Origin of the sequence: Rhodococcus koreensis (genome assembly GCF_017068375.1) — a bacterium.
GTDB lineage: Bacteria > Actinomycetota > Actinomycetes > Mycobacteriales > Mycobacteriaceae > Rhodococcus_F > Rhodococcus_F koreensis.
Genome location: NZ_CP070609.1, coordinates 4,496,695 through 4,523,575, shown reverse-complemented (window position 1 = coordinate 4,523,575; position 26,881 = coordinate 4,496,695). Strand labels below are relative to the sequence as shown.

Below are 26,881 nucleotides of genomic sequence, written 5' to 3'. Positions count from 1 at the left end.
CGCTTTCATTGTATTGGTCAAACGACTCGATCAACTGACTTAGTTGAGTAGACCAGTGGTCCCGGTCACAGTCAAGGGGTGACGCGAAAGTAGACGCGATCGCTACAGAGGGAGGTCGGGTGAATCGACGCCGACCACGCGATCGCCGCAGAACACCCGGACGGACTCACCGGGGGCATGACCGCCGATTCCGGAAGCACCCCAGAAGCTCTGCGCCGAACCGTCGGCGAGATCGGCGATCTTGGCACCGTTCACCCGCACCTCGCCCGACCGCACCCGGGATCCGACCTCGATGGCGCGGTCCAGGTCGCCACCGAACACGTACGCGTCGAGACCCGAAGGGTTCGCGTTGGCGACGCGCAGTGCGTCCTCGTCGGACTCCACGGCGTGCAGGCTGACGAGCGGCCCGAACAGTTCGGCGGTCGCCATCGACGCGTCGACTCCCGAAGCGACTGTGGGGGAAAGGAAGAACCCGTCGAGTGCGGGGAGCTCTGCGGGCTGATGGATCGTCCCGCCGTGGGCCCGCAGCCCTTCGATCCGGCTCTGCAGCGTGGCGAAATGCGGGGCGTTCGAGATCGGGCCCAGCTGCGTGTTCTCGTCGAGCGAGTGCCCGATGCCGATGCGGGCGATGCGATCGAGCAGCGACTCCAGGAGCGGCTCGACGAGGCTCTTGTGCGCCAGCACCTTTCCGGGGCCCTCACACCATTGACCGTTGAGCTTGGTCATCCCGTCGAGGATCCCGTCGGCGGCCACGTCGATGTCGGCATCGTCCAGCACGAGGGCGGGGTTGTTGCCGCCGAGCTCGAGCTGGAGCACCTTGAAGTCCTCCGCGGCCGCGCGGGCGATCGCGCGGCCGGCGTTCGGGCCGCCGGTGAACGAGACGATCTTCACGCGGTGATCGCCGGTGATCGCCGCGCCCACGTCGCCCGCGCCGTGGACGAGCTGCAGCGCACCGTCGGGCAGCCCGGCCTTGACGAAGCATTCGACGATGATCTGGGCGCTGCTCGGCGCGTGCTCGGACGGCTTGAGGATGACGGGGCAACCGGCGGCGAGGGCACTCACCATCTTCGCGGCGGGGATGAAACTGGGGCCGTTCCACGGAGTGAGGATGGCGGCGGGGCCCCACGGAACCTTGTACAGCCGCACGTCGCGGCCACCGGCCTCCAGCGCCGTGCGACGCGGGATGGCGCGCAGATCCGCAGCGGACGAGCGGATCCGGTGCGGGAGGAACTGCGCGACCATCCGAGCCTTCGCGATCGGGACGCCGCTGGTGAGGGCATCGGTTCGAGCGATGTCCTCGATCAAGGACTCGACGACGTCGGCCGCACGCTCGATAACCGCCGCGCGTTCCTCGCTCGCCGCGTCGTCCCAGCGCTCGAAGCCGTACGCCCGCTCGGCATGCCGCAGTGCGCGCTCCACGTCGTCCGGACCGGTGGTGACGGCGCGGTGGACCGGCCGGCCCGTGTTGGGGTCGAGATTCCACGCGTCCGGGATCGTCCGGCACTCGGACCACTCGTCGGCGATGTAGTTGATCGGCTGGGGCAGTTGAGGGTTCGACATCCGCGTCTTCCTTCGGTGCGTGGGTATGGGTGGGGTCGGTGCGGTCACACGGTGAGGTCGGCGACGATGCGGGTCACCTCACCCGACTTCATCGCCTCGAAACCCTTGTCGATCTCGCGGAACGGGATCACGTCGCTGACCATCTCGTCGAGCAGCAGGCTGCCCTGGAGGTACAGACGCGCGAACTGGGTGATGTCCTCGTGCGCCTGGCCGGACCCCATGTACGAGCCGATGAGGCGCTTCTCGCCGAAGAAGAAATCCGACGCGGGAACGGTGAGGTCGGTGCCGTCCGGTGCGATGCCCACCAGGCATGCGGTACCCCTGGCGCGCAAGACCGACAGCGCGGTGGCCGCGGTGCGCGCGGAGCCGACGGCCTCGAACGAGTAGTCCACCCCGTCGCCGAGCACCTTCCGGATCTCGGTGGGGACATCGGCCGCGCCGTTCACGGTGTGCGTGGCACCGTATGTCCGCGCCGCCGCGAGCCGTGCATCGTCGAGATCCACGGCGACGATCGCCGAGGCACCGGCGAGCCGCGCGCCCTGGATGATGGCCGACCCGACACCGCCGCAACCGATCACGGCCACGGTGGCGCCGGGGCGTACCTGCGCGCCGCGGAAGACGGCACCGACGCCGGTGATGATGCAGCACGACAGTAGGCACCCGACGTGCAGCCCCACCTCGTCGGGCACCGTCACCAGCGAGTTCTCCCGCATCAGGGTGTGGCGGGAAAACGCGCCGATGTCGCCGAGCCGCTCCACGACCCGGCCTCCCGGCCGCTGGAAAGCGGGCCGGGGCCGCTGCCGGATCTGCGAGGCGCGCTGGCACTGCGTCGAGTGCCCGGCCTGACAGTTGCGGCACGACCCGCACGAGGGCGTGAGGGCGCCGACGACGCGGTCGCCCGGACGCAACGAGGTCACCGCGGAGCCGACCGACTCGACGATGCCCGCCACCTCGTGCCCGACCACCACCGGCAGGTCGGCGTGCACGGTTCCGGTCATGTAGTGCAGGTCGCTGTGGCACAGGCCCACGTTGGAGACCGCGACGCGGACCTCGTGGGGCTCCGGGTCGTCGACCTGGATCTCGGTGAATTCCAGCGGCTCGTTCACCGCGGTGAGAAGTGCTGCTTCGGTGGTGATCACTCTTGTCTCCGATCTCAATTGCTCGTCGTGGGCGCCGTCGGCGCCGCGTTCTTCGATGCCCAGAAGCCCTCGATGCCCTCGGTGAAGGCGCCGGACTCCCACGAGTGGCGGGCGGCGTCGTCTTCGCGGGCGAACGCGGCCTCGATGTCTTCGGGCCGCGGCCGCAGCAGACCCAGGTGCAGTGCGGTGGTACGGGGATCGGAGTTCCACTGCCTGATCACCTCGACCGCGCGGTCCACCAGTGTCTGCGGGGCCACGATCTCGTCGAGCAGCCCGATCCGCAGAGCCTCGTCCGCATCGATCTGGCTGGAGGCCAGAATGATTCGCGTCGCATGGTTCCGAACCAGGCGACCCAGGAGGAAGCTCGAGGCGTTCGAGATGATGATCCCGCGGTGGTTCTCCGGCTGGTAGTACTCGGCGGCGGGAGTGCCGATCCGGGAGTCGCAACACAACGTGATCTCCGAGGCGCCGCCGACCGCGATCCCGTTCACGGCCGCGATCACGGGGACCTTCGTCTCGAGAATCGCGCGGGTGATGTCGTGGAACGTCGCGAAGGCCTCGTGAATCTCGTCGTAGCTGGTCGGCACCGACTGCAGGTCCTCACCCGCGGAGAACGCCCGACCCGCACCCGTGAGCACGATCCCGCGGACGACGTCACCCGTCCCGAACCGGCGGATCGTCTGCGCGAACCTCACCCGGGTGGCCACGTCCATCACATTCAGCTTCGCCGGACGGTTCAGTGTGAGCACGGCGACGTCGCGGTCGATGTGCACGTCCAGGTAGTTCTCGGTCATGTCCGGCTCCTCAGCTACCGCTGCGGACGGTGCGCGGCGGTTGCAGGTCGTAGGTGGTGCGCGGGTGTTCTGCGGAGCGCGCCTTCAGGACCGGCTTCGACACACGCTCCGACGGGGTGCGCGGGAAATCGGCGACGAACTCGACGTAGCGCGGAACCTTGAAACGTGCCAGCTGGGCTCGCGCGCCGTCGACGATTCGCTCTGCGGTTCCGCGGCTCTCGTCGACGCCGGTGGCCAGCTGCACGAAAGCCTTGACCTCCTCGCCGAACAGCTCGTCCGGGACGCCGACCACCGCTGCCGCGACGACAGTGTCGTCGCGCTCCAGGACGCGTTCGACCTCGGCGCTCGCGATGTTCTCGCCGCCGCGGCGGACCATGTCCTTGATCCGGCCCACCAGGCGGTAGCTGCCCGCCTCGCGGACCGCGACATCGCCGGTGTGCAGCCAGCCGTCGCGCAGGACCTGCGCGGTGTCTTCGGGCCGGTTCCAGTAGCCCAGCATCATCGGTCTGCCCGAGGTGATCAGCTCGCCGGATTCTCCCTCGGCAACCTCCGCGCCCCGCGGATCGACCACCCGGACCTGCTTCGTGGGAACCGGCCGCCCCAGCCGCCCGCTGCCGACGTCGGCCGTCCGCTCGGGGAAGCTGACCAGGTCGACCCCGCTTTCGGTCATCCCGAAGATCTCCCGCCACGGTGCACCCCAACGCTGTTCGAGCTCAGCGTGCAGCGCGACGGGGATTGCCGAGCACAGCACGAGGCGTAGGTCGTTGTCCCGGTCCTGCGGGCTCGGCTCCTGCTTGAACAGCAGCGTGGGCATCGAGCCCAGCACGTAGCAGAATGTGGCCCGGTGCCTGCGGACGTCCGCCATGAAACCCGAGGCGGAGAACCGGGGCAGTACCACCAGCGGTGCGCCGATCGTGAGACACAGCGAGGTGTTCCACTGCGGGTCCATGTACGAGAACGGCTGCGAGGTGAGCGCCACGTCGTCGGCCCCGAGGCCTGCCGCGCTCGCGCAGACCCACCCCAACCGAACCCAGTAGTCGTGGGTCAGCATGCACGCCTTCGGGAATCCGGTAGTGCCCGAGGTGTACTGGAGATTCGCGAGCGTCTCGCCGGAGATGGCGACCCCCGGCCTGTCCGCCGGATACTGCGCGAGTTCGTCGCACGAGGCGGCTTCGACGATCCGGACATCGGCCAGATCGGCGTTCGCGGCGCGCACCTGTTCGACGAGTGGGGTGTGTTCGGCGTCGGTGACCATCACCCGGGCGCCGGAATCCCGCAGCACGAATTCGAGGTCTGCGCGCTGATATGACGAATTGATCGGCACCGCGACGCCGCCGGCCGCGAGAATCGCGAGCCAGGCGACCGGCCACTGCACCACATTGGGCAGCATGATCGCGACCCGGTCGCCTTCGCGGACCCCGTCCTCGCAGACAAGTCGCTGCGCCAGGCGTGACGTCCAGTCGTCGATCTCGCCGAAGGTCCACGACCCTTCCGTGAACCGGAGGAACTCGCGGTCCGGATACCTGAGGGCCTGGATCGCCAGCAGGCCGACGAGGGTGTCGATCGGCGGGTCCTGCGCCAACCGGGCCAGGGCTGGTACACGTTCCAGTCGAACTGAGTCGACTCCGGTCATGGTCATCCTCTTCAGACTTGTCGGGTGCGATGCGGCGTTGATGCGGGTGCTGCTCGCGATCTCATGTCGTGACGGCGCATTTCGCGGTGCGCTCGTGCCCCTCCGATCGCGATGGCGCCGGGCACTGGGCTCAGTCATAGCGTAGAAGAACATAGTCATATGATCAAGGCAAATGACTAGATACCCATAAACGCTGCGAGTCGTGGGGTTCCCATCTCGGCGATGAGGCAGCTCGCCCGCCCAGCCGACTGGTAGCGTTTGCATTGACTTGATCAGTCGTTCACATCTGATTCGACAGGAGAAACGCATGGCCCGCATTCCCGCCGCCGAACGTCGCGCCGAATTGGTGGCGGCGGCCGTGCGCATGATCGCCGCCCACGGAGTGGACGGCGCGACCACACGCCGCATCGCGCAGGATGCGAACGCTCCGCTGGCCACGCTGCACTACTGCTTTGCCACGAAAGAGGTGCTGTTCGCCGCGGTCTTCGAACACGTCACCGCGCAGTATCGAGAGGTGCTGGCGCGCAACGATGTCCAAGGTGACATCGAGACCACCGCGCGCGCCCTGTTGCGCGGCGTGATGGAGTGGTACCTGGCGAATCCGGATTTCGGCGCGGCGATCGTCGAGCTGATCAGCTGGGCCCAGCGTCAGGAGGGCAAGCAGGCCGAGATGGTGTACGACGAAGCATTCGCGACCATGCGGCCGATCCTCGAGGCCGCCGCGACCGATGCGGGCCAGTCGGTCGACCCGAAAACGATCGCCGAACTGGCCTACATCGTGTCCACGTTGTCCGACGGATTCGCGCTCAACTGGCTGGTGTTCACCGACCGTACAGCGGCCGAGCTGCAGATCGAGCTCGTCCTGGGTGTCCTCGACGCGTGGATGGCCGCCAACGTCGGCGATGTGCCCAGACCGGCGGCTCCGGCCGCGAAGGCGTCACCCGAAGACGCCCTGCGTTCGCTGGTGTCCTGGGTGAGCGTGGAGTGACGCACCCTCGACGCCGAGCGTGGAGACAGGCGTGGGACGGATTCAGAACACGGCGCTGTCGACGCGTCGACCGGACCGGGCGCGTGAGATCAGCACGGTCACCACGACGAGCAGGGCGAGAACGCCCGACAGCCAGTAGCCGGTGCCGTAGAGGCCCTTTGCCGCGACCTCGAGGCCGGTGCCGACCACCGGAACCAGGGAGGCACTGAGGTCGCCGCTGACGAGTGCCGTGCCGAAGGCGAAACCCACGGCCATGGACGTGCCGGCGACACCGGCCGCCATCCCGGCCTTCTCTTCGGGCACTGCCATCTGCACCATGGTGAAGCCGGCTGCGTAGCCGATTCTGGTCCCGAGCCCCATGACGGCAGCGCCCACGAGGTATTGCCACTGCTGGTCGTGCGCCAGGGCGAGCCAGGCCAGCCCCGATGCGCTGGTGAGCGCTCCGATGACGAAGACGGGGACACCACGGCCGTTGAGCAGGGCGCGGTCGAGCACGGTTCCGCGGACCAGGAACGCCGCCGCGAAGGGTGCCATGAGCCAGCCCGTCTGCAGCGCGCTGAGCCCGAGTCCGTAGGAGTCTTCGGGCCGAAGATTCTCGGGAGAGATCTGGGCGTACGTGCTGAGCAGCAACAGAAAGGCCGAGTTCACCGCTGCGAACAACGCGATGCACAGGCACGACGCGGTGACCAGAGGCGTCTTCATCATTGCGACGTCGAACACCGCCGAGGTCGACCGGCGCTCGACGCGCACCCATGCGATGCCACCGACGATGCCGACCACCAACGGAACGAGTGCCGCGACGCCCCACACGAGGCCTTGCGTCAGAGTCAGCAGGATCGCCGCGACCCACGCGATCATCCACACCGTGCCGAGTACTGCGATGCGGCCGTTACGCTCGGCAGGCGGGGCATGTGGGATCGTGACAAAGCACGCAATGGTCGTGGCCGCGCACACTGCGGTGAGGATGACGAAGAAGCTCCGCAGCGACAGGCTCTCGACGATGAAGCCGCCGCCGATCATGCCCACGACGATGCCGACACCGGTGGCGACTACCAGAACCGCGACGCCCACCGTGATGCCCTCCTCGCCGAGATTGCGACGCAGGAAGCCGAGCGGAAGCAGCTGCGCCGCACCACCGAAGCCCATGAGCATGCAGCCGACCAGGAGGGTCGGATAGGAGTCGCCGACAGCCGGAATGGGCGCGCCGACCGCCAGGAATGCGGACGCCGCCACGGAGGCGTTTCGGTCGCCGTACAGATCGGCGAGGCGCGGCAGCAGGATGAAGCCCGCTCCCCCGCCGAGGGTCAGCGCCGTGTACAGCCACGTCGTCTCGGCCACTGTGGCAAGGCCGTACTGCGCCTGGATGATCGGCAGCAGTGGCGGCAGGATGAAGATGACGGCGTTGGTCAGGACGATCAGCAGCGTGCCGACACCGATGAGCACTCCTTTGTTCGGCGCAGGGCGACCGACAACCTCACTGGCGAGTCCGGCTTGCGGGTGGATCTCTGTCATAGGTTTCTCCGATTCGTGATCAGGCGCGGGAGTTCGTTCGTCGTCATGAGGGGTCTGTTCCTTCGAAAGTGGGCTGGTCGCAGTGAAGGGACGCCGACGACTGTGTGATCTGGCTCATACCGTAGGTCAAGTCAGTCATACGATCAAGATGTTTGACTCATAAATTTGATGGCACTACCTGCAGCTCGAGGCGGCCCCTCTCGGCGATGTGCCAGCTCACTTTCCGATCCGACTGCTAACGTGGGAACCGACTTGATCATCTGCTCAGCTCTGTCCAGACAGGAGAACGTATGGCTCGCATCCCCGCCGCCGAACGTCGCGCCGAACTGGTGGCGGCAGCCGTACGCGTAATCGCCGCCCACGGGGTGGACGGCGCCACCACTCGCCGCATCGCGGAAGAGGCGAACGCACCGCTGGCCACGCTGCACTACTGCTTCTCCTCCAAGGAGGTGCTGTTCGCGGCGGTGTTCGAGTACGTCAACGCGCAGTATCGAGAGGTGTTGACGCGCAACGATGTCCAAGGCGACGTAGCGACCGTCGCCCGCGCTCTGTTGCGCGGCGTAATGGAGTGGTACGTGGCGAATCCCGATCTCGGCGCGGCAATCGTCGAGCTGATCAGCTGGGCCCAGCGCCAGGAGGCCAAGCTGGCCGAGATGGTGTACAACGAGGCATTCGCGACCATGCGGCCGATCCTCGACGCCGCCGCTACCGCTGCGGGCCAGTCGGTCGACCCGAGAACCATCGACGAACTGACGTACATCGTGTCCGTATTGTCCGACGGATTCGCGCTCAACTGGCTGGTTACCGACCGCACATCGGCAGAGCCGCAGATCGAGCTCACCCTCGGCGTGCTCGACGCGTGGATGGCCACGAACCTCGGCGCTTCCTCCGTGCCGGTGGGCCGAGCGTCGACGGTCTCCTCCCAGCCAACCCTGCGCTCGCTCGTGTCCTGGGTGAGCGTGGAGTGATACCGCACTGATCCGAAAGACAGCTGTCGGCCGCCCCTTTCGGTGGCGGCCGACAGTCTCTTGTGGTCAGATCCGCTGGTTGCCTTCGGCGACGATCCAGCTCAGCGCCGGATCGTCGCGTTCCATCCACTCGGGATGCCACTGGACACCGAGCACCGCGGCCCCCGGCAGCTCGACCGCTTCGACGACGCCGTCGGCCGCGCGACCCGTGACCACGAGGCCGGTACCGCAACGGTCGACCGCCTGGTGGTGCCACGAGTTGGTCACCGCGCCGGCACCGAACAGCCGTTCCGCGATCGAACCGGGCTCGAACGTCACCTTGTGGTCGTCGGCACCGTCGGTGAGCGGGGGCGAAACCGACAGGTGCTCGACGGAGCCGGGCGGGAGGTCGGCGATCAGCGTGCCACCGAGAGCGACGTTCAGGATCTGCAGGCCGCGGCACACCCCGAGTACCGGAATGGGCCTGGCGAGTGCGGCACGCACGAGAGCGATCTCGAACTCGTCCCGATCAGGGTCGTGGACCATCGGATCGTCCCGCGGATCCACGTCCCGGACCACCGACGGGTCGCCACCCCAGCGCGCGGGATGAACGTCCTGGCCTCCGGTGACGACCACGCCCGCCAGCCAGTGGCAGAGTGCCTCCGGGTCGGCATCGTAAGGCAGGTTCACCGGAATGCCACCGGCCCTGGCGATCCGGTCCGAGAAGTCGGACATGAAGGCGTCGGCGAACAGGTGGCCGTAACGCTTGTCGAGTCCATCGACCAGCCCCAGCCGGAACCGCCGGCCGGTGATGCCGATCAGCGGCCGGATGGTGCCCGGCGTCGCGTTCTCCGTGCTCACGGGAACTCGAAGTATCGCGCCGACTCCCATTCCGAGAGCTCGGCGAACGGATCGCCCCCCGCGGTGTGGAACTGCATCCACTCCCATCGGCGGGTACCCACCCAGTAGTCGACGAACTCGTCCCCGAGTTGTTCGCGCAGGATCGGATCTGCCTCGAGAGCGGCGGCCGCCTTGGTGATGGAGTTCGGCAACCGCTCGAGATCGGGCGCACACCACGCCATGTCGTTGACCGGCTCGGGCGGCTCGATCGCGCCGTCGAGGCCGGCGATCACCCCGGCGAGAATGGCCGCGACCGCGAGGTACAGATTCGCGTCGGCACCGGGAACCCGGTACTCGAGGCGGGAGTACGCCGGATGCCCGCACACCGCACGCACCGCGGTGGTCTTGTTGCTGATGCCCCACGTGACCGTCGTCGGCGGGCCGCTCAGGTCGACCAGGCGGCGGTACGAGGTGATCTGTGGGAGCACGATCGACGTCGCGCCCTGCATCGTCGCGAGGAGTCCGCCGATCGCGTGCCGCATCGTCGGCGAGGGTCCGTCCTCGGCGTAGAACGCGTTGACCCCGTCGCGCTGCAGGGACAGGTTGACGTGCGAGGCCTGACCGTATCCGGCCGTCGGCTTGGCCATGAAGGTCACGGTGTGACCGAGTTCGAAGGCCACCTCGCGCATCACCTGCCGGGCGCGAGCCCAGGCATCGCACACCGAGATCGGGTCACCGGGAACCAGGTTGAGTTCGACCTGGCCTGCCGCGTCCTCGTCGCTCCACGCCTCCCACTCGATGCCGATCTCTTCGAGGCGACGGGCGACCGCCGACATGTAGTCGACCCAGTCCTTCGATTTCGCGAGGTGGTACGCGGTTCCGGCGGAACCGCCGAGCGGCGTCAGGTCGCGATATCCCTTGGCGCGGGCCTCGTGAATGGACTCCTGGAACAGGGTCGCCTCGATCTCGACCGCCACGGTGGCCGTGAAACCATGCGTTGCGAGTCGGTCGACCAGCTTTCGGGCCAGGTTACGCGGACAGGTCCCGACCGGGGTGCCGTCGGTCTGCCAGTAGTCACCGATCACGGACTGCAGGCCGGGCTCCCACTGCACGAGCGTCGACATGTCGGGCCGGAACTGGACGTCGGCCAGGTGCCCACGCCAGTCGGGGTAGGCGAATCCAAACGTGGGGTCGTTGCCCAGATCGAGGCCGAACAGGAGATCGGCGAACGCGAAACCCGACCCCGCGCTCGCGGCGAACTTCTTGGGCGCCACGTTCTTTCCGAGGAACGAGCCATCGTGATTGGTGGCCTCGAGCCGGACCGTGTGGACGGCGGCATCGCGATCCGTTGCGGTGGCGGTGATTTCAGACATCGTATCGAACCTTCCAGGATGCGGCGACGAGCACCGACAGCTGAGAGAGCGTGCCGCGCACGCCGATCAGACCGGTGGACAGGGCGGCGATCAGATCGTCGGCGCCCGAGAAGATCCCGGCCAGCAGCTCCGGGGGGCCGGCGATCACATAGTGCGTCTCACCCTCGCCGACGACCAGCTGGGCCAATCCGTCGGGGCCGTCCGCGACCGCGACGAGCACGTCGGGGATCCCCGGTACCGACCGGGCCGCGGCCCAGAACGCCTCCGCGGCAACCTGCCAGTCCGGCAGCGGCGGCGACAGCAGTGCCAGCGACGTTGCCGCGAGGTCGCGCTCGCCCGCGGGCTCGCCGACCGGGGCGAGCCGCGCGTTCAGGTCGACGGTCAGGGTGACGTCGGGTGAGGTGAACACGCCGCTCGACACCGCGACGACACCGTTGGAGATGCTGATCGTCGCAGCCTGCGGGGTGTCGTGGGAGCGGACCGCGACGATGCCTTCCACCCCCTCCACGATGGAATCCGCATGGTTCGCGCGGACGGAATCGGTGATCGTGCGGCCGATCAGCCGGACGATCGGACTCGCATCGTCCTCGATCCGGATGTCGACCCCGTCGACCGCGTCGGCCTCGCATGTCGCGTGGCCGATCGTCGTTTCGGTCATCCTTCAGTCCTTTCGATTCGACGAGATCATGTGCGCGGTACACCGTCAGCAGCGGATCCCAGTTGGAATGCGACCTTCACAGTCAAACGTCTTGGTCACGTGACTATGATGGTGAGGCACAGATCACTTGTTGTCAATGACTTGCGAGGTTTCCGAGATGAACGACGACGCGCCCACCTGGTGGAATCTGCTCGACGGCGATGCGCAGGCCGCGGCCCGGATGATCGCCCACGCCCTGCAGAAACCGATCCGGGAGCTGGGACCGCAGCAGGCCCGGGCGCTCCTGAACACGACTCCACCTGCCGAGCCGATCACGCCGCTCGACCGTGTCGAACAACTGACCGTGCCGACCCGCGCAGGTGCGATCCGGGCTCGCCTGTACCGCGCGAACAGTGCTGCTCCGGACGGCGACACGCCCGCCCTCGTCTATCTGCACGGCGGAGGTTTCGTCCTGGGAACCCTGGAGGGAGCCGACGAGCTGTGTCGCGCGATCGCCGCCGGATCCGGATGGACGGTCGTGTCCCTGGACTATCGGCTGGCTCCCGAGAACCCCTACCCGGCAGCGCTGGAAGACTGCGTCGACGCCTACGCGTGGCTGACCGGGACAGCATCGGAGTTCGGTATCGATCCGGGAATGATCGCGGTCGGGGGCGACTCCGCCGGCGGCAATCTCGCCGCCGCCCTCTGCCTGCACCGACGCGACGAGCGCAGCCCTCTACCCGCGACTCAGGTCCTTGCCTACCCCGCCGTCGACGGGACATTCACTACGCCGTCGTGGTCGGAATTCGCCGATGCGCCGCTGCTGAGCACCGTGGACGCGCGCTGGTGCTGGGACCACTACGTCGGCCCCGGACTTCGGGCGGACGACCACCTCGCGGCACCCATGCGCGCCGCATCGCTGCGCGGCCTGCCGCCTGCCCTGATTCTGACCGCGGAGGTCGACCCGATCCGGGACGACGCCGAGGCATACGCCGGACGGCTGCGGCGCGACGGCGTCCCCGTCTCGCTGACCCGCTATGCCGGCGTCTTCCACGGTTTCGTCACCGAGATCGGTGTGTTCGCGCAGGCGAAACAGGCGATCGACGAGGTGTGCCTGCACCTGCGCGAGATCGCGCGGGCATAGCTCGTCGCTCAGCGCCTCACAGACCGGTTTCGCGGCTCTCGCGTTCGGCCGCCGCCAGGATCGCCTCGATCACCACGTCGAAGACGGCGCGGCGATCGATGCTGGTCAGTTCGGTGATGTGGGCACGGGCGGTGGGGTACTCGCCGTCGGGCAACTGGGCGTAGATGCGGGTCCACGACGACGCGTCCTTCGCCTGGATCTCGGGGTCCAGGGTGGCGAGTGTGGCGACCTGGCCCGCGAGCCCGAGCGCAGCGTCGACGAACGCCCGGTAATACCGGACGGTGGCGCTCCGGGACAGACCGGACCGCGAGAACGTGTCGAGAATCAGCTCCACCATCCGGCGCTCCGCAGGCCCGCCGGTCGTGCGCGCGAACGTCAGCGCGGCGATCGCCGGTGAGTGGGCCGCCGTCGCCCAGATCCGGTCGGCGATCCGCCGCAGCGTGTCCTGCCAGTGCTCGTCCTCGTTCACCTCGCCGATCTCGTCGAGCTCGATCGCGGTCGCGTGATCGTAGACGGCGAGCAGCAACTCGTCCTTGTCACGGAAAAGCCTGTACAACGTGCTCGCGTCCACGTTCAGCGCTTCGCCGAGCCGTCGCATCGTCAGCCCACCGACACCTTCGCGTCGGGCGAGTTCGAAGGCCGCCGCGACGGCCGCCTCCTGTTGCACACCCCTGCGTTCCCGCCGGGAGGGCCGCGGCGTCGTCGCAGGTGCCGAGTCCTTTGCCATCGTTCTCCCCTCGATTCCCGCGTCCACCGTAGCAATCCCTGTTTCCGACCGCGTTGCCAACAAAACTGTCAACGCTGTTGACAACAACGATGCGATGCCTGTTTAGTGTGGTCGATCACAGCACTCCACGGAGGAATTCACATGACGGATTCGCAGGCCGCGACAGCGACGGACGAACCTCGATTGACCCCGCGACTGACGCTTCCGTCCGTCGTGGCATTCGGCCTGTCGTATATGGCGCCGAGCCTGGTCATGATCATTTTCGGCGTCATCGCCGTGGCGAGCGCGGGCACGGCGCCCACCGCGTTCCTCGTCGCGACGGTGGCGATGCTGCTCACCGCACTGAGCTACGCCCGCCTCGCCCGGATCTGTCCGGTGTCGGGTTCGGCGTACTTCTACGCGCGCCGCAACCTGGGGTCGTCGGTCGGATTCCTGGTGGGATGGGCCATCCTGCTGGACTACCTGTTCCTGCCGATGGTCGCGTGGCTGGCACAGTCGATCCTGCTCAACGCCCAGTTCCCCGCCATCCCGATCTGGGTGTGGATGTTGATCAACGCGGGTCTGACGACAGCCGTGAACGTGATCGGCATCGCGCTCGCCGACCGCATCAATCGGGTGTTGCTCGCCGTGTCGGTGTTCCTCGTGTTGCTGTTCTTCGCCTATTGCGTCAAGTTCGTCGCGGGCAACCCCGTCGCGTCCTACACGGAACCGTTCTGGAATTCGAACAGCATGATGTCCGGCATCTCGGTCGCCGCGGCCATCGCGGCGTACTCGTTCCTCGGGTTCGACGCCGTCACCACTCTCGCCGAGGAGACCAAGGACGCCGCCCGCAACATCCCGCGAGCCATAATCTGGATCGTCGCGATCGGCGGCCTGATCTTCGTCACCGTCGCGTACGTGATGCAGCTGGTCCACCCCGGCGGTGTCTTCGAGGACGCGCAGGCGGTGGCGTACACGATGTCGGTCGACGTCGGTGGCCAGTTCTACGCCGATTGGACGAACCTCGCGGGCATCGTCGCCGGGTCCGCGTCGTGCCTGGCCGTCCAGCTCAGTTCGAGCCGACTGCTGTACATCATGGGCCGGGACGGTGTGCTCCCGCGTCGCCTGTTCGGGAAGCTCAACGCCCGCACGCGCACTCCGATCTTCTGCGTGCTGGTGACCGGCGCGATGTGCTTCGTCGGCATGAACATGCCCCTCGAAACCGCAACAGGATTCATCAACTTCGGCGCATTCTCGGCGTTCACCGCTGTCAACCTCTGCGTCATCGCCTACTACGTCCGCCATCGCTCGACCCGGCCGCTGAGCAGAATTCGCTTCGTCGTGATGCCGGCGATCGGCGCAGCCGTGACGCTGGGCATGATCACCCAGCTCAGCGAGCACGCACTGATCTCGGGCATCTCCTGGCTCGCCGTCGGAATCGTCTACCTGGTATGGCTCACTCGCGGATTCCGCCGGCCGACACCCGAAATGAACCTCACCCACGAGCAGGATGTCGTGGCCGCCGCACAGATCAGCGAGGGCCGGAAATGATGATCGGAACCGAACCACTTGTCACACTCGCGGATTGGCAGAGTCCCCCGCACAACCGGTACACCTTCGGCCGAATGCGCCAGATGGTGCCGACGGCACGAGTCGCGGCAGGCCCCGCACCGTTGCGGCTACCCGAGGACGGCGCACTCGACCTCGATCTTCCCGTCGGCAACGAGACCGTGCGTTCGATCCTCGAGCGCACCTACACCGACGGCTTCATGGTCCTGCACCGCGGCGCCGTGCTCGCGGAGCTGTATCCCGGCGATCTCGACGCCGACCGGACCCACATGCTGTTCTCGGTGAGCAAGTCGATCGTCGGCACGGTGGCCGCGAACCTGATCGCGACCGGCACATTGGATCCCGACGCCCCACTCACCGCGTATGTTCCGGAATTCGCCGACTCGGGCTACGCCGGAGCCACCGTGCGGCACATTCTCGACATGCGGTCGGGTATCCGATTCTCGGAGGAGTACCTCGAACCCGGCGCCGAGGTACGCCTTCTCGACCAGGCCGTCGGCTGGGTTCCGCGCGTCGACGATTGGGTCCCGCAGTCGATGTATGGATTCCTTCCGATGCTGAAAGCGGCTCGCCCACACGGTGGCCCGTTCGAATACCGATCGTGTGAAACGGACGTACTCGGATGGGTCTGCGAACGCGCCGCCGGTGAGCGCATGCCGTCGCTGCTGTCGCGCCTGATCTGGTCCCGGATCGCCTCGGACGACATGGATGCCGGAGTGGACCGCGCGGGAGCGGTATTCGCCGACGGCGGGCTCGCCGCCACACTCCGCGACGTGGCGAGATTCGGCGAGATGCTCCGATGCGGCGGACGAAACGCCACCGACCAGGTGGTGCCGCAATCCTGGATTGAGGACGCCCTGCGCGGCGCGCCCGATTCCCGTGCAGCGTATGCCGAGTCACCGATCGCGACGCCACTGCCGGGTGGCATGTACCGCAACCAGTTCTGGGTGCCGCACGCCGATCGGCAAGTGCTGCTGTGCCTGGGGATCTACGGCCAATCCATCTACGTCGACCTCGACCGAGACGTCGTGGTGGTGAAACTGTCGTCGTGCCCGACACCGGTGGACGACGAACTCGACAACGCAAGCTTCGCGGCCGCCGAGGCGATCGCGGCATCACTGGCCTGACCGGCAATCCCGGCCGGCCTCACGAGTTCAGTTGTGCCAGCACTTCGGCCGCGGCTCGGTAGCCGGACCGAATCGCCCCGTCCATGTAGCCGTTCCAGGTGTCGGAGGTTTCCGCGCCTGCCCGGTGCACACGCCCGATGGGATCGGACAGGGCGGCACCGTACTGCGTCCACACGCCCGCACCGAGTCGGCCGCCGTAGGCAAGCAGCTGGTGATCCCGTCTCGGCCTGGGACTTCAGTACTCTGCTCGGTGTGGCCATTCGACCGTGGATGCCCGGCACGGACCGTAACCCATTCGGCTGGTGAACCGCCGCTGACCGGCCACCGGACGCGATCGTGCAGCAGTGGGCCGAACGCAGTGATCGCATTCGTCGTCGACACGGTGGAGGCAGAGGTCAGGTCGATTGCCGCTCCTCCACGACCCAGGCCGCGACCTGGGCTCGCGAGTTGAATCCGAGTTTGGTGAGTATGTGTTCGACGTGTCCCTGCGCGGTGCGTTGTGAGATCACGAGCCGGGCGGCGATGGCCTTGTTGGTCAGCCCCTCGGCGATCAGCTCGGCGACCTGTCGTTCACGTTTCGTCAGTTTCACCGATCCGGAGGGTCCGGAATCTTTCTGGAGCCGTTCGCCGAGTGCGTACGAGACGGCCGAGTCGAGATCCATCTTCCGGCCTTGTTGCTGCGCCTGCTCGTAGGCGTTCTCGGTGAGCGCCCCGCGGACGACCCGTTCGCACTCGTCGTGATGAACGAGCAGGTCGGGGACGAAAACCGAGGAACTTCCCACTGCGTGACCAATGGCTTCGGCGGCTCCCATCAAAATGCCGGCGCGCTCGGGATCACTGCCGCCGGCGATCCACGCGAGAGCTTCGAGGCTGTTTGCGCAATTGACCGGATCGTCGACGAGACGGCTGAGCCGCAGCCCCTCCTCGAGCAATTCGGTTGCACGACGCCGTTCGCCCTGTCGCCACTGCGCAACCGCCATGACCCACAGGACGTAGGCCCGGTACACGGATTCGCCGTGGCGATCGGTGATCGAGAGGGCTTCCTCGTAGCAGTCGACCGCCCGGCCAGGATCGTCGTCGAGCAGCTCGTAAGTCAGACCGAGCAACGTGAGCGTCTCGACGTGTATGACCAACTCGCGCTCCGCTTCTCGAAGCACAGTGAGGGCCCGCTCGAAACCGGTACACGCGCGCACGAGATCACCGTTGAAGATCCCGAAGACGCCGTCCGCGTGATCGACGATGGCGCGCGCGACGGGATCGGGCACATGGTCGGCAAGGGCATGCGCCTGCTCGACGAGGGCAGCACCTCGCTGATGGTCCCGTTGCTGTTCGGCCATCAGGCAGTTGGCGTAGAGCGCTTTGACCGTCACGATCGTCGGCGGCAGATTCGGTGACGAGAGGAATCGGTCGAGCCAGCGCCGTGTCTCGCTGAGCAGACCGCGCGTACTCCACAGCAGGGACGAGGCGGTCGCGATCTGCAAACCTTCCTCGACGTCGCCCTCGGTCAGGCAGAATTCCATGGCATCCCGCAAGTTCGGCTGCTCGCGACTGAACCGGGAGAGCCATTCGATCTGCCGAGGGCCTATGAACTCGGCTTCAGCGGTCCGGGCCAGCTGGCGATACCAATCCCGGTGCCGACGACGCAGGTCCGAATAGTCGCCGGTCTGCTGAGCCTTTTCCCGGCCGTAGTCGCGGAGAGTCTCGAGCAGCCGGTATCGCACCGTGACGCCCTGGTCCTCCCGGTTCAGGATCGACTTGTCGACGAGCGATGCCACCGCGTCCAGGAGGTCCTGTGCGTCGCTGTCTGCACCGCATACCTGTTCTGCCGCATCCAGTTCGAAGCTACCCGCGAATACCGACAGTTGTTCCCATGCGCGTTGCTCTCGCACGGTGCAGAGTTCGTAGCTCCAATCGAGGCACAACCTCAACGTCTGCTGGCGCGACGGTGCCCCGCGGCTTCCGCGTGTCAGCAACGCATAGCGGTCGCTCAGGCGTTGCAGGATCTGCTCGGGCGACATCGCCCGCAACCGCGCCGCCGCCAGTTCGATCGGTAGCGGCAACCCGTCCAGTCGGCGGCAGATTCGGGTCACCGCGGTCTTGTTCGTCTCGGTCAGGGCAAAGGCCGGTACCGCGGCGGTGGCGCGTTCGGTGAACAGCGACACGGCGTCGTAGCGGGGAAGACCCTGGAGTGACGGCTCGCGATCCGGGTCGGGGACCGCCAGCGGTGGGACGCGCAAGGTCGCTTCACCGCCGATTGTCAGGGGTTCCCGGCTGGTCGCGAGAACACGCAGGCGGGGGCTCTGTTGCAACAGTGTCGTCGCGAGGTCCGCCACGGCATCGACCACTTGTTCGCAATTGTCCAGTATCAGCAGAAGTTCTCGCGAAGAGAGGAAGTCCAGCAGGACTTCACGAAGAGACCGAGCCGTCTGGTCACGCAATCCGAGGGTGGTGGCGACGACGTCGATCACCAGAGACGGGTCGCGGACCTCCCCGAGTTCGACGAGCCATGCCCCGTCGGCGAATTCGCGCTGCATTGCCGTAGCGACGCGTATCGCCAGACGGGTCTTCCCGACTCCGCCTATTCCGGTCAGCGTCAGCAGCCGCGATGCTGCCAGTAGATTTTTCGCCTCGGTGAGTTCGTGCCTGCGCCCGACGAAGCTGGTCAATTCCAGCGGGAGATTTCCCGTCCGATGAGCGGAGGGACCGAGCGGTGTTCGCCGTGGAGTGTCCGCCGGGTCCGGGGCGGCGGTGGTCGGCGATGCGTGCAGAGCCATGACGTCGACGGGCACACCACGGCCAAGCTGGACGTCGCGCAGCTTCTCACCGAATGCGGCGGCAGAGGGTGGCCGGTCCTCGGGTCGGCGGGCCATTGCCTGCTCGATCACGGCGGTGACGTCGTCCGCGATCCCCTGCTCCCGAAGGTCCGGTGTCGGTTCGGTGGTGATGCGGACGAACTGGGCCACCAACTGTTCGCCGCTGCGCCGCTCGAACGCTGCGTGCCCGGTGATCGCACAGAACAGGGTCGCACCCAGCCCGTAGATATCCGACGCCGGGCTCGCGGACGCGCCGCCGAGGACCTCGGGCGCGGTGAACGCGGGCGAACCCGTGACGATGCCCGTCGCGGTTTCGAAGCCCCCGGACATGTGGGCGATCCCGAAGTCCGTGAGAGCCGGCTCGCCGTATTCGGTGAGGAGGACGTTTGCGGGTTTCACGTCACGGTGGACGATGCCCTGCCGGTGTGCGGTCTCGAGTGCACCAGCGAGCTTGACCCCGAGGTGCAGCACCTCGTCCACCGACAGCGGACCGTGCCGTCGGATACGAGTGTCCAGGGAGCCCTGCGGGTGGTAGGGCATCACGAGAAACGGATCACCGCTTCCCGTGATGCCGACTTCGAGCACGGTCACAATGTTCGGGTGGCCGGTCAGACGACCCATCGCCCGCTGTTCCCGGAAGAATCGTTCCCGATTCTCCTTCGCGAGATCCGTGGTCAGAACCTTGACGGCTACGGTCCGGTCGAGCGTGGCCTGCGTGCACCGGTAGACGACGCCGAAGCCACCGCGCCCGATCTCCCGGGCGTCGTCGAATCCGTCCGCACTCAACTGCGCGGTGGCCGTCGGGTCCACATCGCGTTGGGTCTCGAACGGATCGTCATCGGCCACTGCTAGGTCGATTCATCCGAGCCATGTCGCCGGTTCAGCACCACTTACCTCTCGAGGACGCCTCCCCAGGATATCGCCGACGACGGGCAACAGCGGTGACGTTTGCGCGGCGGAGACATCGTGAGCGCTCGCTGCGCGCCGACGACACGCCGGTGATCACCCGTTTTGGGCGATGCGAGCGGGACCGCGGGTGCCGAGGCTGGAAGCGGGTCCACCGTCAACCAACCCATCGGAGGAAATCATGGCCCTCGATACATTCGCCCTACTCGCGGCGGTCTATGACTCGCAAGACGCAGCGATCGCCGACTACGACGCCGTGCACGATCTCTACGTCGAGGCGGACCTGATCGATACCTACGATGCGGCCGTCATCACCCGGACCGAAACTGGCAAGGTCAAGATCGTCAAGAAACATGAGCAGCCGACCCGGCAGGGAGCGTGGGGTGGGCTCGGCATCGGCCTGGTTGGAGGTGCACTGGTTGCCCTGTTCCCGGCCGTCGGGCTCGGTGCCGGGTTGTTGCTGGGCGGTGCCGGCGGCGCCGGTCTCGGGGCACTCGGCGGGCACGTCGCCGCCGGGATGAGCCGCTCCGACCTCAAGGACGTGGGTGAGCTACTCGACGACGGGGACAGCGGACTGATCGTCGTTGCGGCGACGGACCTCGAGGCGCGGGTCGAGAAGGCGCTCGAACGCGCATCCAAGGTGACAAAGAAGCAGCTCGAGGCGGACACGGAGCGGGTCGGCAAGGAGATCGACGAGGCGTCCAAATCCTGAGATCCGGCGCCTGAACCGCGTATTCCGCGTGGCATCCGGCGCAGCCGACCCACCGTAGTGGCACCCCCGCTCGTAGTGTGCACCACAGACGCAAGGAGGCCCCATGACCAGCACGATGAAGGCCGCGGTCGTCAAAGAATTCGGACGGCCGCTGACCATAGAAGAGGTGCCGATTCCGACGCCGGGCCGCCATCAAGCGCTGGTGAAGGTCGAGACGACCGGTGTTTGCCACACCGACCTCCACGCCGCGGACGGAGACTGGCCGGTCAAGCCCGCCCCACCGTTCGTCCCCGGCCACGAGGGCTATGGGACGGTCGTTGAACTGGGCGAGGGTGTGGCCGACCTCGAGATCGGCGAGCGGGTCGGGAATGCCTGGCTGTGGTCGGCCTGTCTGGACTGCCGGTACTGCCGCACGGGTTGGGAAACCTTGTGTGAGAAGCAGATCAATGGCGGATACTCGATCAACGGATCCTTCGCCGAATACATGCTGGTGGACTCGCGCTTCGCGGCGCGCATTCCGGACGGTTCCGACCCGGTGGAGGTGGCGCCGATACTCTGCGCCGGTGTGACGGTGTACAAGGCACTGAAGGTCACCGACCTCGAGCCGGGTCAGTGGGTGACGATCTCGGGAATCGGAGGCCTCGGTCACGTCGCGGTCCAGTACGCGGTGGCGATGGGGTTCAGGGTGGCCGCCGTCGACGTGTCGGATTCGAAGCTCGAACTCGCCCGGAACCTCGGCGCGGAAGTCCTCGTGAATGCGACCAAGGAGGATCCGGCCGCTCGAATTCAAGCGGCGACCGGCGGAACCGACGGCGTGCTGGTCACGGCCGTGCATCCTGCCGCGTTCGGGCAGGCCATCGCAATGGCCCGGCGGGGTGGGACGATCACTTTCATTGGTCTGCCACCCGGGGATTTTCCCGCTCCGATCTTCGACACCGTCCTCAAGGGGCTGACCATTCGGGGGTCGATCGTCGGCACTCGGCAGGACATGCGCGAGGCACTCGACTTCTATACGCGCGGGAAGATTCATCCGACCGTGCACACCCGCAGACTCGACGAGATCAACGACGTCTTCGACGAGTTGCGCCAGGGCACGGTCGACGGCCGTATCGTGCTGCAATTCGCATGAATGCGGTCAAGTCCTCTATTCCCGCATCAGCATCAGGGCGGCTTCCCGCTCGAGGTCGAGGTACGGTTCACCGCTGACGTCGATCGCGACCCGGTTGATCGTGCCGCCGGTGAAACGATGGGGTGATTCGCCGGGGTAGTCGTCGGTGATCGGCTCGCCCGGGTGCCTGCCGACGTACAGCCCCGCACCGGCGATCGCGAACGCCCCCATCTGAGTTCTGATCCGGCCCTCGCCGACCTTCCGATCCCCATGGAAGAGGGACAGTGTTCCCAAGGTGGCGGCAGGTTCCTGCTCGTCCTTGTCGAAGGACGCGGACAGAATCAGGTCGGTGCCGGTGGGGACGTCCTCGGAGCCGACGATCATCTGTTCGTCGCTGCCCACGAAGTTGTTGACGTAGTGCAGTCGGTTGTCCTTCACGTACAGTGCGTGCCCGCCGAAGCGGGATCCGATCGCGAAGAGCACGCCCTCGGCGCCCGGCTCGGGGATGTCGACGAGCGCCCCGATCACGAAGGACCGCCCGCGGGTGTTGACCGCTTGCCATTCGGACACCGCGGCCACGTCCGGGTAGTACACGTACCGGTCGCGGGCAGCGGCCAGTTGGGGGCGGGGCGTGCCCATGATTTCGACACCCGATCGATCGTCGAGTGGAAACGCCAGGTTCGCGCCGGCCTCGGCGAACCAGATGTTCACCAATTCCCGCAGCTTGTCCGGGTGCTCCGACGCCAGGTTGTTCACCTCTGCCCGGTCGACATCGGTGTGGTAGAGCTCCCACTCGTCTTCGTTGAAGTGGCCCCACCCGGCGATGGTCGGGTGCGTCGTGACGGCCTTCCAACCCTCGTGCCAGATCGATCGCGAGCCGAGCATCGAGTAGAACTGGGTCCGGCGCGCCGAGGGCGCGGACTTGTCCTCGAACGTGCCCCGCATGCTGACGCCGTCGAACTGGGCCTGGGTATGGCCCTTGATGGTCTCGGGTGGTTCGACGCCGATCAGGTCCAGGAGCGTCGGCACGATGTCGATCGCGTGATGGTACTGGTCACGGATCTCGTCCCGCGCCTTCGTTCCGGCCGGCCACGAGATGATGCACGGGTCCGCGGTGCCGCCGTTGAACTCGTAGCGCTTCCACATCTTGAACGGGGTGTTGAACGCCATCGCCCAACCGTTCGGGTAGTGGTTGTACGTCTTGGGTCCGCCGAGATCGTCGAGCTTCGAGAGGTTCTCCGCGAGGTCGTCCGGGATGCCGTTGGCGAACTTCATCTCGTTGACGGAGCCGTTCGGGCCGCCCTCACCACTCGCGCCGTTGTCGGAGACGACCACGATCACGGTGTTCTCCAACTCGTCGTTCTGCTCGAGATAGTCGAGCACCCGCCCGATGTGATGATCGGCGTGGGCCAGGAAACCCGCGTAGACCTCGGCCATCCGCGCGAACAGCCGCTTCTCGTCGTCGTTGAGCGTGTCCCACGGGCGGGTGTAGTCGAGTTCCGGGAACGGCTGCCCCTCGGGTCCCGACCGGGTGTCGGGGGTGCCGATCGGATTGATCGGCGGCAGCTCGGTGTCCGCCGCGACGATGCCCATCTCCTTCTGCCGGGCAAGGGTCTGCTCACGGACCGCGTCGTAACCCATGTCGAACTTGCCCTCGAACTTCGCGATCCACTCCTCCGGGGCGTGATGCGGAGCGTGACACGCACCGGGCGCGTAGTAGAGGAAGAACGGCTTCTCCGGCGCGATCACCTTGGCGTCCTTGATGAACTCGAGCGCCTTGTCGGTGATGTCGTCGGTGAGGTGGTAACCGTCCTCCGGCGAACTGGGCTGGTCGACCGGGTGGTTGTCGTAGACCAGATCCGGATACCACTGGTTGGTCTCCGCACCGAGGAACCCGTACCAGCGCTCGAAACCACGCCCGCTCGGCCAGTTTCGGCGGGTCGCCGCCAGGTTCATCTCGTCCGTCGGGCACAGGTGCCATTTGCCCACCATGTATGTGTTCCAACCCCGCTCGCCGAGGATCTCCGAGAGCATGCCGTTCTCCGGCGGGATCGTGCCACTCGCATTGGGGAATCCGATCGACGCCTCCGTGATGCAGGCCATGCTGTTACGCGTGTGGTTTCGCCCGGTCAGCAAACAGGACCGCGTGGGCGAGCACAGCGCCGTGGTGTGCCACTGCGTGTACCGAACCCCCTTCGCAGCGATCCGATCGATGTTCGGCGTCTCGATCGGCCCGCCGTAACATCCCATTGCCGAGAATCCGACGTCGTCGAGCACGATGTAGAGCACGTTCGGCGCTCCGTCAGGGGCCCGAGGGGGCTCGAACGGCGTCCAATCCGGGACCGAATCCCGGATATCGACGTTGACAACACCGCGAAATGGCTTGACCATGATGCGCCTCTCCTCGCCTATACTCCTGCTGACAGCCTCGACACTCGTGCGCTCACACACCTCACCCGACACGGGTGAACCCGAACCCGCCTACTGTTTTCGGATGACGTCCGGGAACTGGTAGGAGTCGTCGAGGATGGTCCGGTCGGGGACGTACGCACGGATGATCAGACAGAACTCACCGTCGGGCGCGGGGAGCCAATTCGCCCGTGCAGCAGGGTCACTGGGCTCCTCGTGCGACAGGTGCACAGTGAGTGTCCCGTCGCGGAACACGAGGTCGCCGGCGTCGAGGTCGACGGTGCCGAGATTGACACGCCCACCGGGGGCACCGGCGAGCATGAAAGCGTCCTTGTCGTACATGGTCAACGACCAGAACCCGCCACGGCTTCGGTCGACCGGTGGCAGGGCGTTCTCGGCGAACGTCATCGTGTACTGCTCGCGGCCGTGGAGGAGACCACCGGCGCTGTCGGTGCCCCGGATCAGGTAGACCGCCTCGTGGAAGTCGTTGACGTAGATGTAGATCACCGAGGCGAGGGCCCGGCCGAACCAGTCGGTACCCCACACACCGCCGTTGCGTTGGCGCTGCCACCCGTTGCCGACGTCCACGCCGACCTGGACGTAGGTCGCAGACGCATGGAGGGCGACGTCGGCGCTGAGCGCGGCACGGTCGAGGAGCGCGCGGTACGACTCGTCGGATCGGTGCAACGCGACGAGTGTGCGCGCTTGATCGGCCATCGGGGTGTCGGAGTCACTCATCCGGGGATTGAAGTCGAGCATCGCGCCGAGATCGGCCCAGAACGATTCCGGCTTGACCCATTGCGGCCTGCTGGCGTCCGGATTCGCCGCGAGCATCTCGGCGGTGAGGCCCGGGGGAAAGATGGCAGTGGCGGCGTCGGCCTCGTATCCGAACGATCGTTGCCCGGGCTGATCCTCGTCGAGGGGATACATCCCGATCTGGTCGAGGACGACGCGGGCCTGCTGCTTGGATTCCTCCGAGTGCGCGGCGAAGCTGCGCGGAATCACCGCGGCCACGTTGGTAGGCATCCGCAGGACGCTCACGAATTCCGCGGCCTCGTGCCCCTCCCAGGCGGGTCCGACGAGCAGGAACTTACCGCCGGGTGTGCCTGCGGCCGAGCCCAGTTGGTGGATGACGTTGGTGAGTACGTCGACGATCTGGACGGTCCAGTAGTGTCTGGCGGGAACGTCGGTCGGCGTCTGGACGACTACGGCGTCCCGGGTCAGATCGGCGAACCCGACACCGTAGATCGTGTCGTTGTTCGGCGAGACCACCCACCGCTGCGCCGGACTCATGTAGTCGGCCAGCGCACCGGTGCGGTTCTTCGGTGCGCCGGGCAGGATGCCGAGTTGCAGTCCGGCCCTGCCCTCCATGAGGTCCCACATGGACGTGCGGCCGAACGTGTCCACCGCCGGGTATCCCCAGTAGTAGACGACGCGGGCGAGGGCCTCCACATAGCTTTCACCCGCCAGTGCGGCAGGAACCCCCGCAGACCGGGCCAGCCCGGCGTGTGCGGGCGTGAACCCTCTGGCGACGTCGTCGAACGAAGTACCCATCCGAACACGGTGCCCCCGCGGCGCCCACCCGGCCATCACCCGTGCCGGGTGAAAACGCCGGCATGCCTCACAACAGGATTCACACCGGGGGCGGGTTCGGCGTCATTTCATGAAGACGGTGCCCCCGCCACCGTCCTTGGTGGTGTCCCGCGGCTGCCCTTGCCACTGCGTGCACCAGTCACCGAGGGGATTGCTCGGCGCGTCGAAATCCCAGTGCGGGGCGTCCTGGAACGGACCACAGGTCGGTTCCTTGGGCGGCGTGGAGGACGGCGCCGACGGCTGATTGACGACCGTCTGCGCGGGCGTCGCCGCCGACGCGAGAGACATTCCCGGACCAGCCAGCGCGAAGCCCGCCGCGACGGATCCGACCACGATGACATTCTTGACGATATTCATGACGACCTCTCGAGGTTGCTGCCACTGTCCCACTCCACCTCGGCGTGGCGCGCCATCCACATGTGGGACTTCCGCCTGCCGCAAGGCGTGACCGAGGGGTGCTCCCAGCACTGGGCGAAGCGGGGCACATATCGAACATACTCCGACGCAAGACCATTCATTTCAGATCCTCAGCGAATACTCAGGAAGGGCAGGATCATCGCCCGGCGACCGTGCGTAGCCTGGTCACATGGGGTCGCATCACCCCGGCAGTCCCCCGCACACTGCCAAGCCCTGGCATTTCGCAGAATAGATCGACGAAACAGCAAGGTATGAAACAGAAGTAGACCGCAATGAATGCCCATCGGCGCAGTTCCTCTGCGGCGCCCACCACGGGGTCGGCGCGGACGGTCGTGACTGTGGCGCGGTTGCTCGGTAAATCGATCATCGCCCGTACCGGCCGGTCTGTCGGTCGCGTCGACGACATCGTCGTCCGAGTCGACGGCGGCAAGGAGTCCCCACCGGTAACCGGAATCGTGGCCGCGGTCGGCGGGCGCCGGGTGTACGTGCCGACCTGGCGGATCCGCAGCCTCGCCCGCGGTCGGGTGTCCTTGTCGACCAATGCGATCAGCTCGCGTGGGTTCGCACTCCGCAGCGGGGAGATCCTCGTACGCGCCGGCATTCTGGGCCATCGGTTCGTCGACCGGTGCACCGCTGAACTCGTCCTCGCCGTCGACGCGGAACTCGACAACACCGGTGGCGAGTGGATGCTCAGTCGAGTCGTCACCTGCCCCCGCCGCCGGATCGGCACGCACTGGAGAGTCCACGACCGGGGACGAATCACTCGCGACTGGACCCGAGTCGAACCCTCCGCCTAATTGCCGTCAGCGGATATACGTTGTGCCACTACGTTTTTCCCACACCCTGAATGCTGCCAGGAGATTCACAGGTTCATGCCAGCCGACCGCCAGGATGCGGGCCTGCACTGGGATTGTGCACTCCTCGACCAGGGGTGCACCAACCCACCTCCCCGGT

At 66.8% G+C, this 26,881-nt stretch carries 21 protein-coding genes and 1 pseudogene; 8 read left to right on the top strand and 14 right to left on the bottom strand.

Annotated features, from left to right (window positions below; translation table 11 throughout):
• Nucleotides 1-102 precede the first annotated feature (102 nt).
• The 4 genes from JWS14_RS20685 to JWS14_RS20670 are packed head-to-tail and all read right to left on the bottom strand — an operon-like array spanning nucleotide 103 to nucleotide 5,126.
• Nucleotides 103-1,560 carry an aldehyde dehydrogenase family protein gene (locus JWS14_RS20685; RefSeq protein ID WP_095865560.1) on the bottom strand — a complete coding sequence of 486 codons (1,458 nt, stop codon included), beginning with the start codon at nucleotides 1,558-1,560 and terminating at the stop codon, nucleotides 103-105.
• Nucleotides 1,561-1,604: 44 nt separating this feature from the next.
• On the bottom strand, nucleotides 1,605-2,699 hold the full coding sequence (locus JWS14_RS20680) for a Zn-dependent alcohol dehydrogenase (protein ID WP_095865559.1): 1,095 nt from the start codon (nucleotides 2,697-2,699) through the stop codon (nucleotides 1,605-1,607).
• 14 nt (nucleotides 2,700-2,713) lie between these two features.
• Nucleotides 2,714-3,493, bottom strand: coding sequence for an enoyl-CoA hydratase/isomerase family protein (locus JWS14_RS20675; RefSeq protein WP_206014223.1), 780 nt, complete (start codon nucleotides 3,491-3,493; stop codon nucleotides 2,714-2,716).
• Nucleotides 3,494-3,503: 10 nt separating this feature from the next.
• The gene (locus JWS14_RS20670) at nucleotides 3,504-5,126 is read right to left on the bottom strand and encodes a class I adenylate-forming enzyme family protein (protein ID WP_241031420.1); all 1,623 of its coding nucleotides are present in this window, start codon (nucleotides 5,124-5,126) and stop codon (nucleotides 3,504-3,506) included.
• Nucleotides 5,127-5,433: 307 nt separating this feature from the next.
• Between JWS14_RS20670 and JWS14_RS20665 the strand changes: the two genes are divergently transcribed.
• Nucleotides 5,434-6,114, top strand: coding sequence for a TetR/AcrR family transcriptional regulator (locus tag JWS14_RS20665; protein ID WP_095865557.1), 681 nt, complete (start codon nucleotides 5,434-5,436; stop codon nucleotides 6,112-6,114).
• Between the two features lie 42 nt (nucleotides 6,115-6,156).
• On the opposite strand, the gene JWS14_RS20660 is transcribed toward JWS14_RS20665, so the two are convergent.
• Entirely contained in the window at nucleotides 6,157-7,626 is a 1,470-nt protein-coding gene (locus tag JWS14_RS20660) for an MFS transporter (RefSeq protein WP_206014220.1), read from the bottom strand.
• A gap of 290 nt (nucleotides 7,627-7,916) precedes the next feature.
• Between JWS14_RS20660 and JWS14_RS20655 the strand changes: the two genes are divergently transcribed.
• Nucleotides 7,917-8,594: a TetR/AcrR family transcriptional regulator gene (locus tag JWS14_RS20655; protein ID WP_206014219.1), complete on the top strand. Its 678-nt coding sequence runs from the start codon at nucleotides 7,917-7,919 to the stop codon at nucleotides 8,592-8,594.
• A 66-nt stretch (nucleotides 8,595-8,660) separates the two neighbouring features.
• Here JWS14_RS20655 and JWS14_RS20650 read toward each other — a convergent pair whose 3' ends face one another.
• From JWS14_RS20650 to JWS14_RS20640, 3 genes are read right to left on the bottom strand one after another with little or no spacing between them, the layout of a single operon-like run.
• Nucleotides 8,661-9,434, bottom strand: a complete 774-nt coding sequence (locus tag JWS14_RS20650; RefSeq protein WP_206014218.1) for a gamma-glutamyl-gamma-aminobutyrate hydrolase family protein — start codon at nucleotides 9,432-9,434, stop codon at nucleotides 8,661-8,663.
• On the bottom strand, nucleotides 9,431-10,786 hold the full coding sequence (locus JWS14_RS20645; RefSeq protein WP_095865553.1) for a glutamine synthetase family protein: 1,356 nt from the start codon (nucleotides 10,784-10,786) through the stop codon (nucleotides 9,431-9,433). Before JWS14_RS20645 ends, JWS14_RS20650 begins: the two co-directional genes overlap by 4 nt.
• The gene (locus JWS14_RS20640; RefSeq protein ID WP_206014217.1) at nucleotides 10,779-11,444 is read right to left on the bottom strand and encodes a hypothetical protein; all 666 of its coding nucleotides are present in this window, start codon (nucleotides 11,442-11,444) and stop codon (nucleotides 10,779-10,781) included. Before JWS14_RS20640 ends, JWS14_RS20645 begins: the two co-directional genes overlap by 8 nt.
• Nucleotides 11,445-11,601: 157 nt before the next feature.
• On the opposite strand from JWS14_RS20640, the gene JWS14_RS20635 reads away from it, so the two are divergent.
• On the top strand, nucleotides 11,602-12,567 hold the full coding sequence (locus tag JWS14_RS20635; RefSeq protein WP_206014215.1) for an alpha/beta hydrolase: 966 nt from the start codon (nucleotides 11,602-11,604) through the stop codon (nucleotides 12,565-12,567).
• A gap of 16 nt (nucleotides 12,568-12,583) precedes the next feature.
• Here the strand turns inward: JWS14_RS20635 and JWS14_RS20630 are convergent, their stop codons facing one another.
• Nucleotides 12,584-13,294 (bottom strand): TetR/AcrR family transcriptional regulator, encoded by a 711-nt coding sequence (locus JWS14_RS20630; protein WP_095865550.1) that lies wholly within the window; start codon nucleotides 13,292-13,294, stop codon nucleotides 12,584-12,586.
• A 141-nt stretch (nucleotides 13,295-13,435) separates the two neighbouring features.
• Between JWS14_RS20630 and JWS14_RS20625 the strand changes: the two genes are divergently transcribed.
• Nucleotides 13,436-14,824: an APC family permease gene (locus JWS14_RS20625; RefSeq protein ID WP_206014214.1), complete on the top strand. Its 1,389-nt coding sequence runs from the start codon at nucleotides 13,436-13,438 to the stop codon at nucleotides 14,822-14,824.
• Nucleotides 14,824-15,969, top strand: coding sequence for a serine hydrolase domain-containing protein (locus JWS14_RS20620; protein WP_206016134.1), 1,146 nt, complete (start codon nucleotides 14,824-14,826; stop codon nucleotides 15,967-15,969). The genes JWS14_RS20625 and JWS14_RS20620 overlap by 1 nt, the downstream gene beginning before the upstream one ends.
• A 19-nt stretch (nucleotides 15,970-15,988) precedes the next feature.
• Here JWS14_RS20620 and JWS14_RS20615 read toward each other — a convergent pair.
• Nucleotides 15,989-16,168: pseudogene (locus JWS14_RS20615) on the bottom strand (FAD-dependent oxidoreductase); the annotation flags it as partial.
• 196 nt (nucleotides 16,169-16,364) lie between these two features.
• A complete protein-coding gene (locus tag JWS14_RS20610) occupies nucleotides 16,365-19,628 on the bottom strand; it encodes a protein kinase domain-containing protein (RefSeq protein ID WP_206014212.1) in 3,264 nt (1,087 codons plus the stop codon).
• A gap of 241 nt (nucleotides 19,629-19,869) precedes the next feature.
• Between JWS14_RS20610 and JWS14_RS20605 the strand changes: the two genes are divergently transcribed.
• Together JWS14_RS20605 and adhP are read left to right on the top strand one after the other, a co-directional pair.
• Nucleotides 19,870-20,400 carry a DUF1269 domain-containing protein gene (locus JWS14_RS20605; RefSeq protein WP_072943712.1) on the top strand — a complete coding sequence of 177 codons (531 nt, stop codon included), beginning with the start codon at nucleotides 19,870-19,872 and terminating at the stop codon, nucleotides 20,398-20,400.
• Nucleotides 20,401-20,503: 103 nt separating this feature from the next.
• Entirely contained in the window at nucleotides 20,504-21,529 is a 1,026-nt protein-coding gene (adhP, locus tag JWS14_RS20600) for an alcohol dehydrogenase AdhP (RefSeq protein ID WP_174705514.1), read from the top strand.
• Nucleotides 21,530-21,544: 15 nt separating this feature from the next.
• On the opposite strand, the gene JWS14_RS20595 is transcribed toward adhP, so the two are convergent.
• From JWS14_RS20595 to JWS14_RS20585, 3 genes are all read right to left on the bottom strand, one after another.
• Entirely contained in the window at nucleotides 21,545-23,899 is a 2,355-nt protein-coding gene (locus JWS14_RS20595) for an arylsulfatase (protein ID WP_095865545.1), read from the bottom strand.
• 90 nt (nucleotides 23,900-23,989) lie between these two features.
• Complete coding sequence (locus JWS14_RS20590) at nucleotides 23,990-25,471, bottom strand: DUF1254 domain-containing protein (protein WP_241031419.1); 1,482 nt, start codon at nucleotides 25,469-25,471, stop codon at nucleotides 23,990-23,992.
• Between the two features lie 102 nt (nucleotides 25,472-25,573).
• Nucleotides 25,574-25,867 carry a hypothetical protein gene (locus JWS14_RS20585; RefSeq protein ID WP_072943717.1) on the bottom strand — a complete coding sequence of 98 codons (294 nt, stop codon included), beginning with the start codon at nucleotides 25,865-25,867 and terminating at the stop codon, nucleotides 25,574-25,576.
• 332 nt (nucleotides 25,868-26,199) lie between these two features.
• On the opposite strand from JWS14_RS20585, the gene JWS14_RS20580 reads away from it, so the two are divergent.
• Nucleotides 26,200-26,724, top strand: a complete 525-nt coding sequence (locus JWS14_RS20580; protein WP_206014211.1) for a PRC-barrel domain-containing protein — start codon at nucleotides 26,200-26,202, stop codon at nucleotides 26,722-26,724.
• Nucleotides 26,725-26,881 lie beyond the last annotated feature (157 nt).

What these genes read in the sequence shown, in the direction of transcription:
- JWS14_RS20675 (WP_206014223.1), bottom strand. Translation starts at nt 3,493, where the DNA reads ATGACCGAGAACTACCTGGACGTGCACATCGACCGCGACGTCGCCGTG.
- JWS14_RS20585 (WP_072943717.1), bottom strand. Translation starts at nt 25,867, where the DNA reads ATGAATATCGTCAAGAATGTCATCGTGGTCGGATCCGTCGCGGCGGGC.
- JWS14_RS20660 (WP_206014220.1), bottom strand. Translation starts at nt 7,626, where the DNA reads ATGACAGAGATCCACCCGCAAGCCGGACTCGCCAGTGAGGTTGTCGGT.
- JWS14_RS20635 (WP_206014215.1), top strand. Translation starts at nt 11,602, where the DNA reads ATGAACGACGACGCGCCCACCTGGTGGAATCTGCTCGACGGCGATGCG.
- JWS14_RS20580 (WP_206014211.1), top strand. Translation starts at nt 26,200, where the DNA reads ATGAATGCCCATCGGCGCAGTTCCTCTGCGGCGCCCACCACGGGGTCG.
- JWS14_RS20670 (WP_241031420.1), bottom strand. Translation starts at nt 5,126, where the DNA reads ATGACCGGAGTCGACTCAGTTCGACTGGAACGTGTACCAGCCCTGGCC.
- JWS14_RS20590 (WP_241031419.1), bottom strand. Translation starts at nt 25,471, where the DNA reads ATGGGTACTTCGTTCGACGACGTCGCCAGAGGGTTCACGCCCGCACAC.
- JWS14_RS20605 (WP_072943712.1), top strand. Translation starts at nt 19,870, where the DNA reads ATGGCCCTCGATACATTCGCCCTACTCGCGGCGGTCTATGACTCGCAA.
- JWS14_RS20645 (WP_095865553.1), bottom strand. Translation starts at nt 10,786, where the DNA reads ATGTCTGAAATCACCGCCACCGCAACGGATCGCGATGCCGCCGTCCAC.
- JWS14_RS20630 (WP_095865550.1), bottom strand. Translation starts at nt 13,294, where the DNA reads ATGGCAAAGGACTCGGCACCTGCGACGACGCCGCGGCCCTCCCGGCGG.
- JWS14_RS20665 (WP_095865557.1), top strand. Translation starts at nt 5,434, where the DNA reads ATGGCCCGCATTCCCGCCGCCGAACGTCGCGCCGAATTGGTGGCGGCG.
- JWS14_RS20620 (WP_206016134.1), top strand. Translation starts at nt 14,824, where the DNA reads ATGATCGGAACCGAACCACTTGTCACACTCGCGGATTGGCAGAGTCCC.
- JWS14_RS20625 (WP_206014214.1), top strand. Translation starts at nt 13,436, where the DNA reads ATGACGGATTCGCAGGCCGCGACAGCGACGGACGAACCTCGATTGACC.
- JWS14_RS20595 (WP_095865545.1), bottom strand. Translation starts at nt 23,899, where the DNA reads ATGGTCAAGCCATTTCGCGGTGTTGTCAACGTCGATATCCGGGATTCG.
- JWS14_RS20640 (WP_206014217.1), bottom strand. Translation starts at nt 11,444, where the DNA reads ATGACCGAAACGACGATCGGCCACGCGACATGCGAGGCCGACGCGGTC.
- adhP (WP_174705514.1), top strand. Translation starts at nt 20,504, where the DNA reads ATGACCAGCACGATGAAGGCCGCGGTCGTCAAAGAATTCGGACGGCCG.
- JWS14_RS20655 (WP_206014219.1), top strand. Translation starts at nt 7,917, where the DNA reads ATGGCTCGCATCCCCGCCGCCGAACGTCGCGCCGAACTGGTGGCGGCA.
- JWS14_RS20685 (WP_095865560.1), bottom strand. Translation starts at nt 1,560, where the DNA reads ATGTCGAACCCTCAACTGCCCCAGCCGATCAACTACATCGCCGACGAG.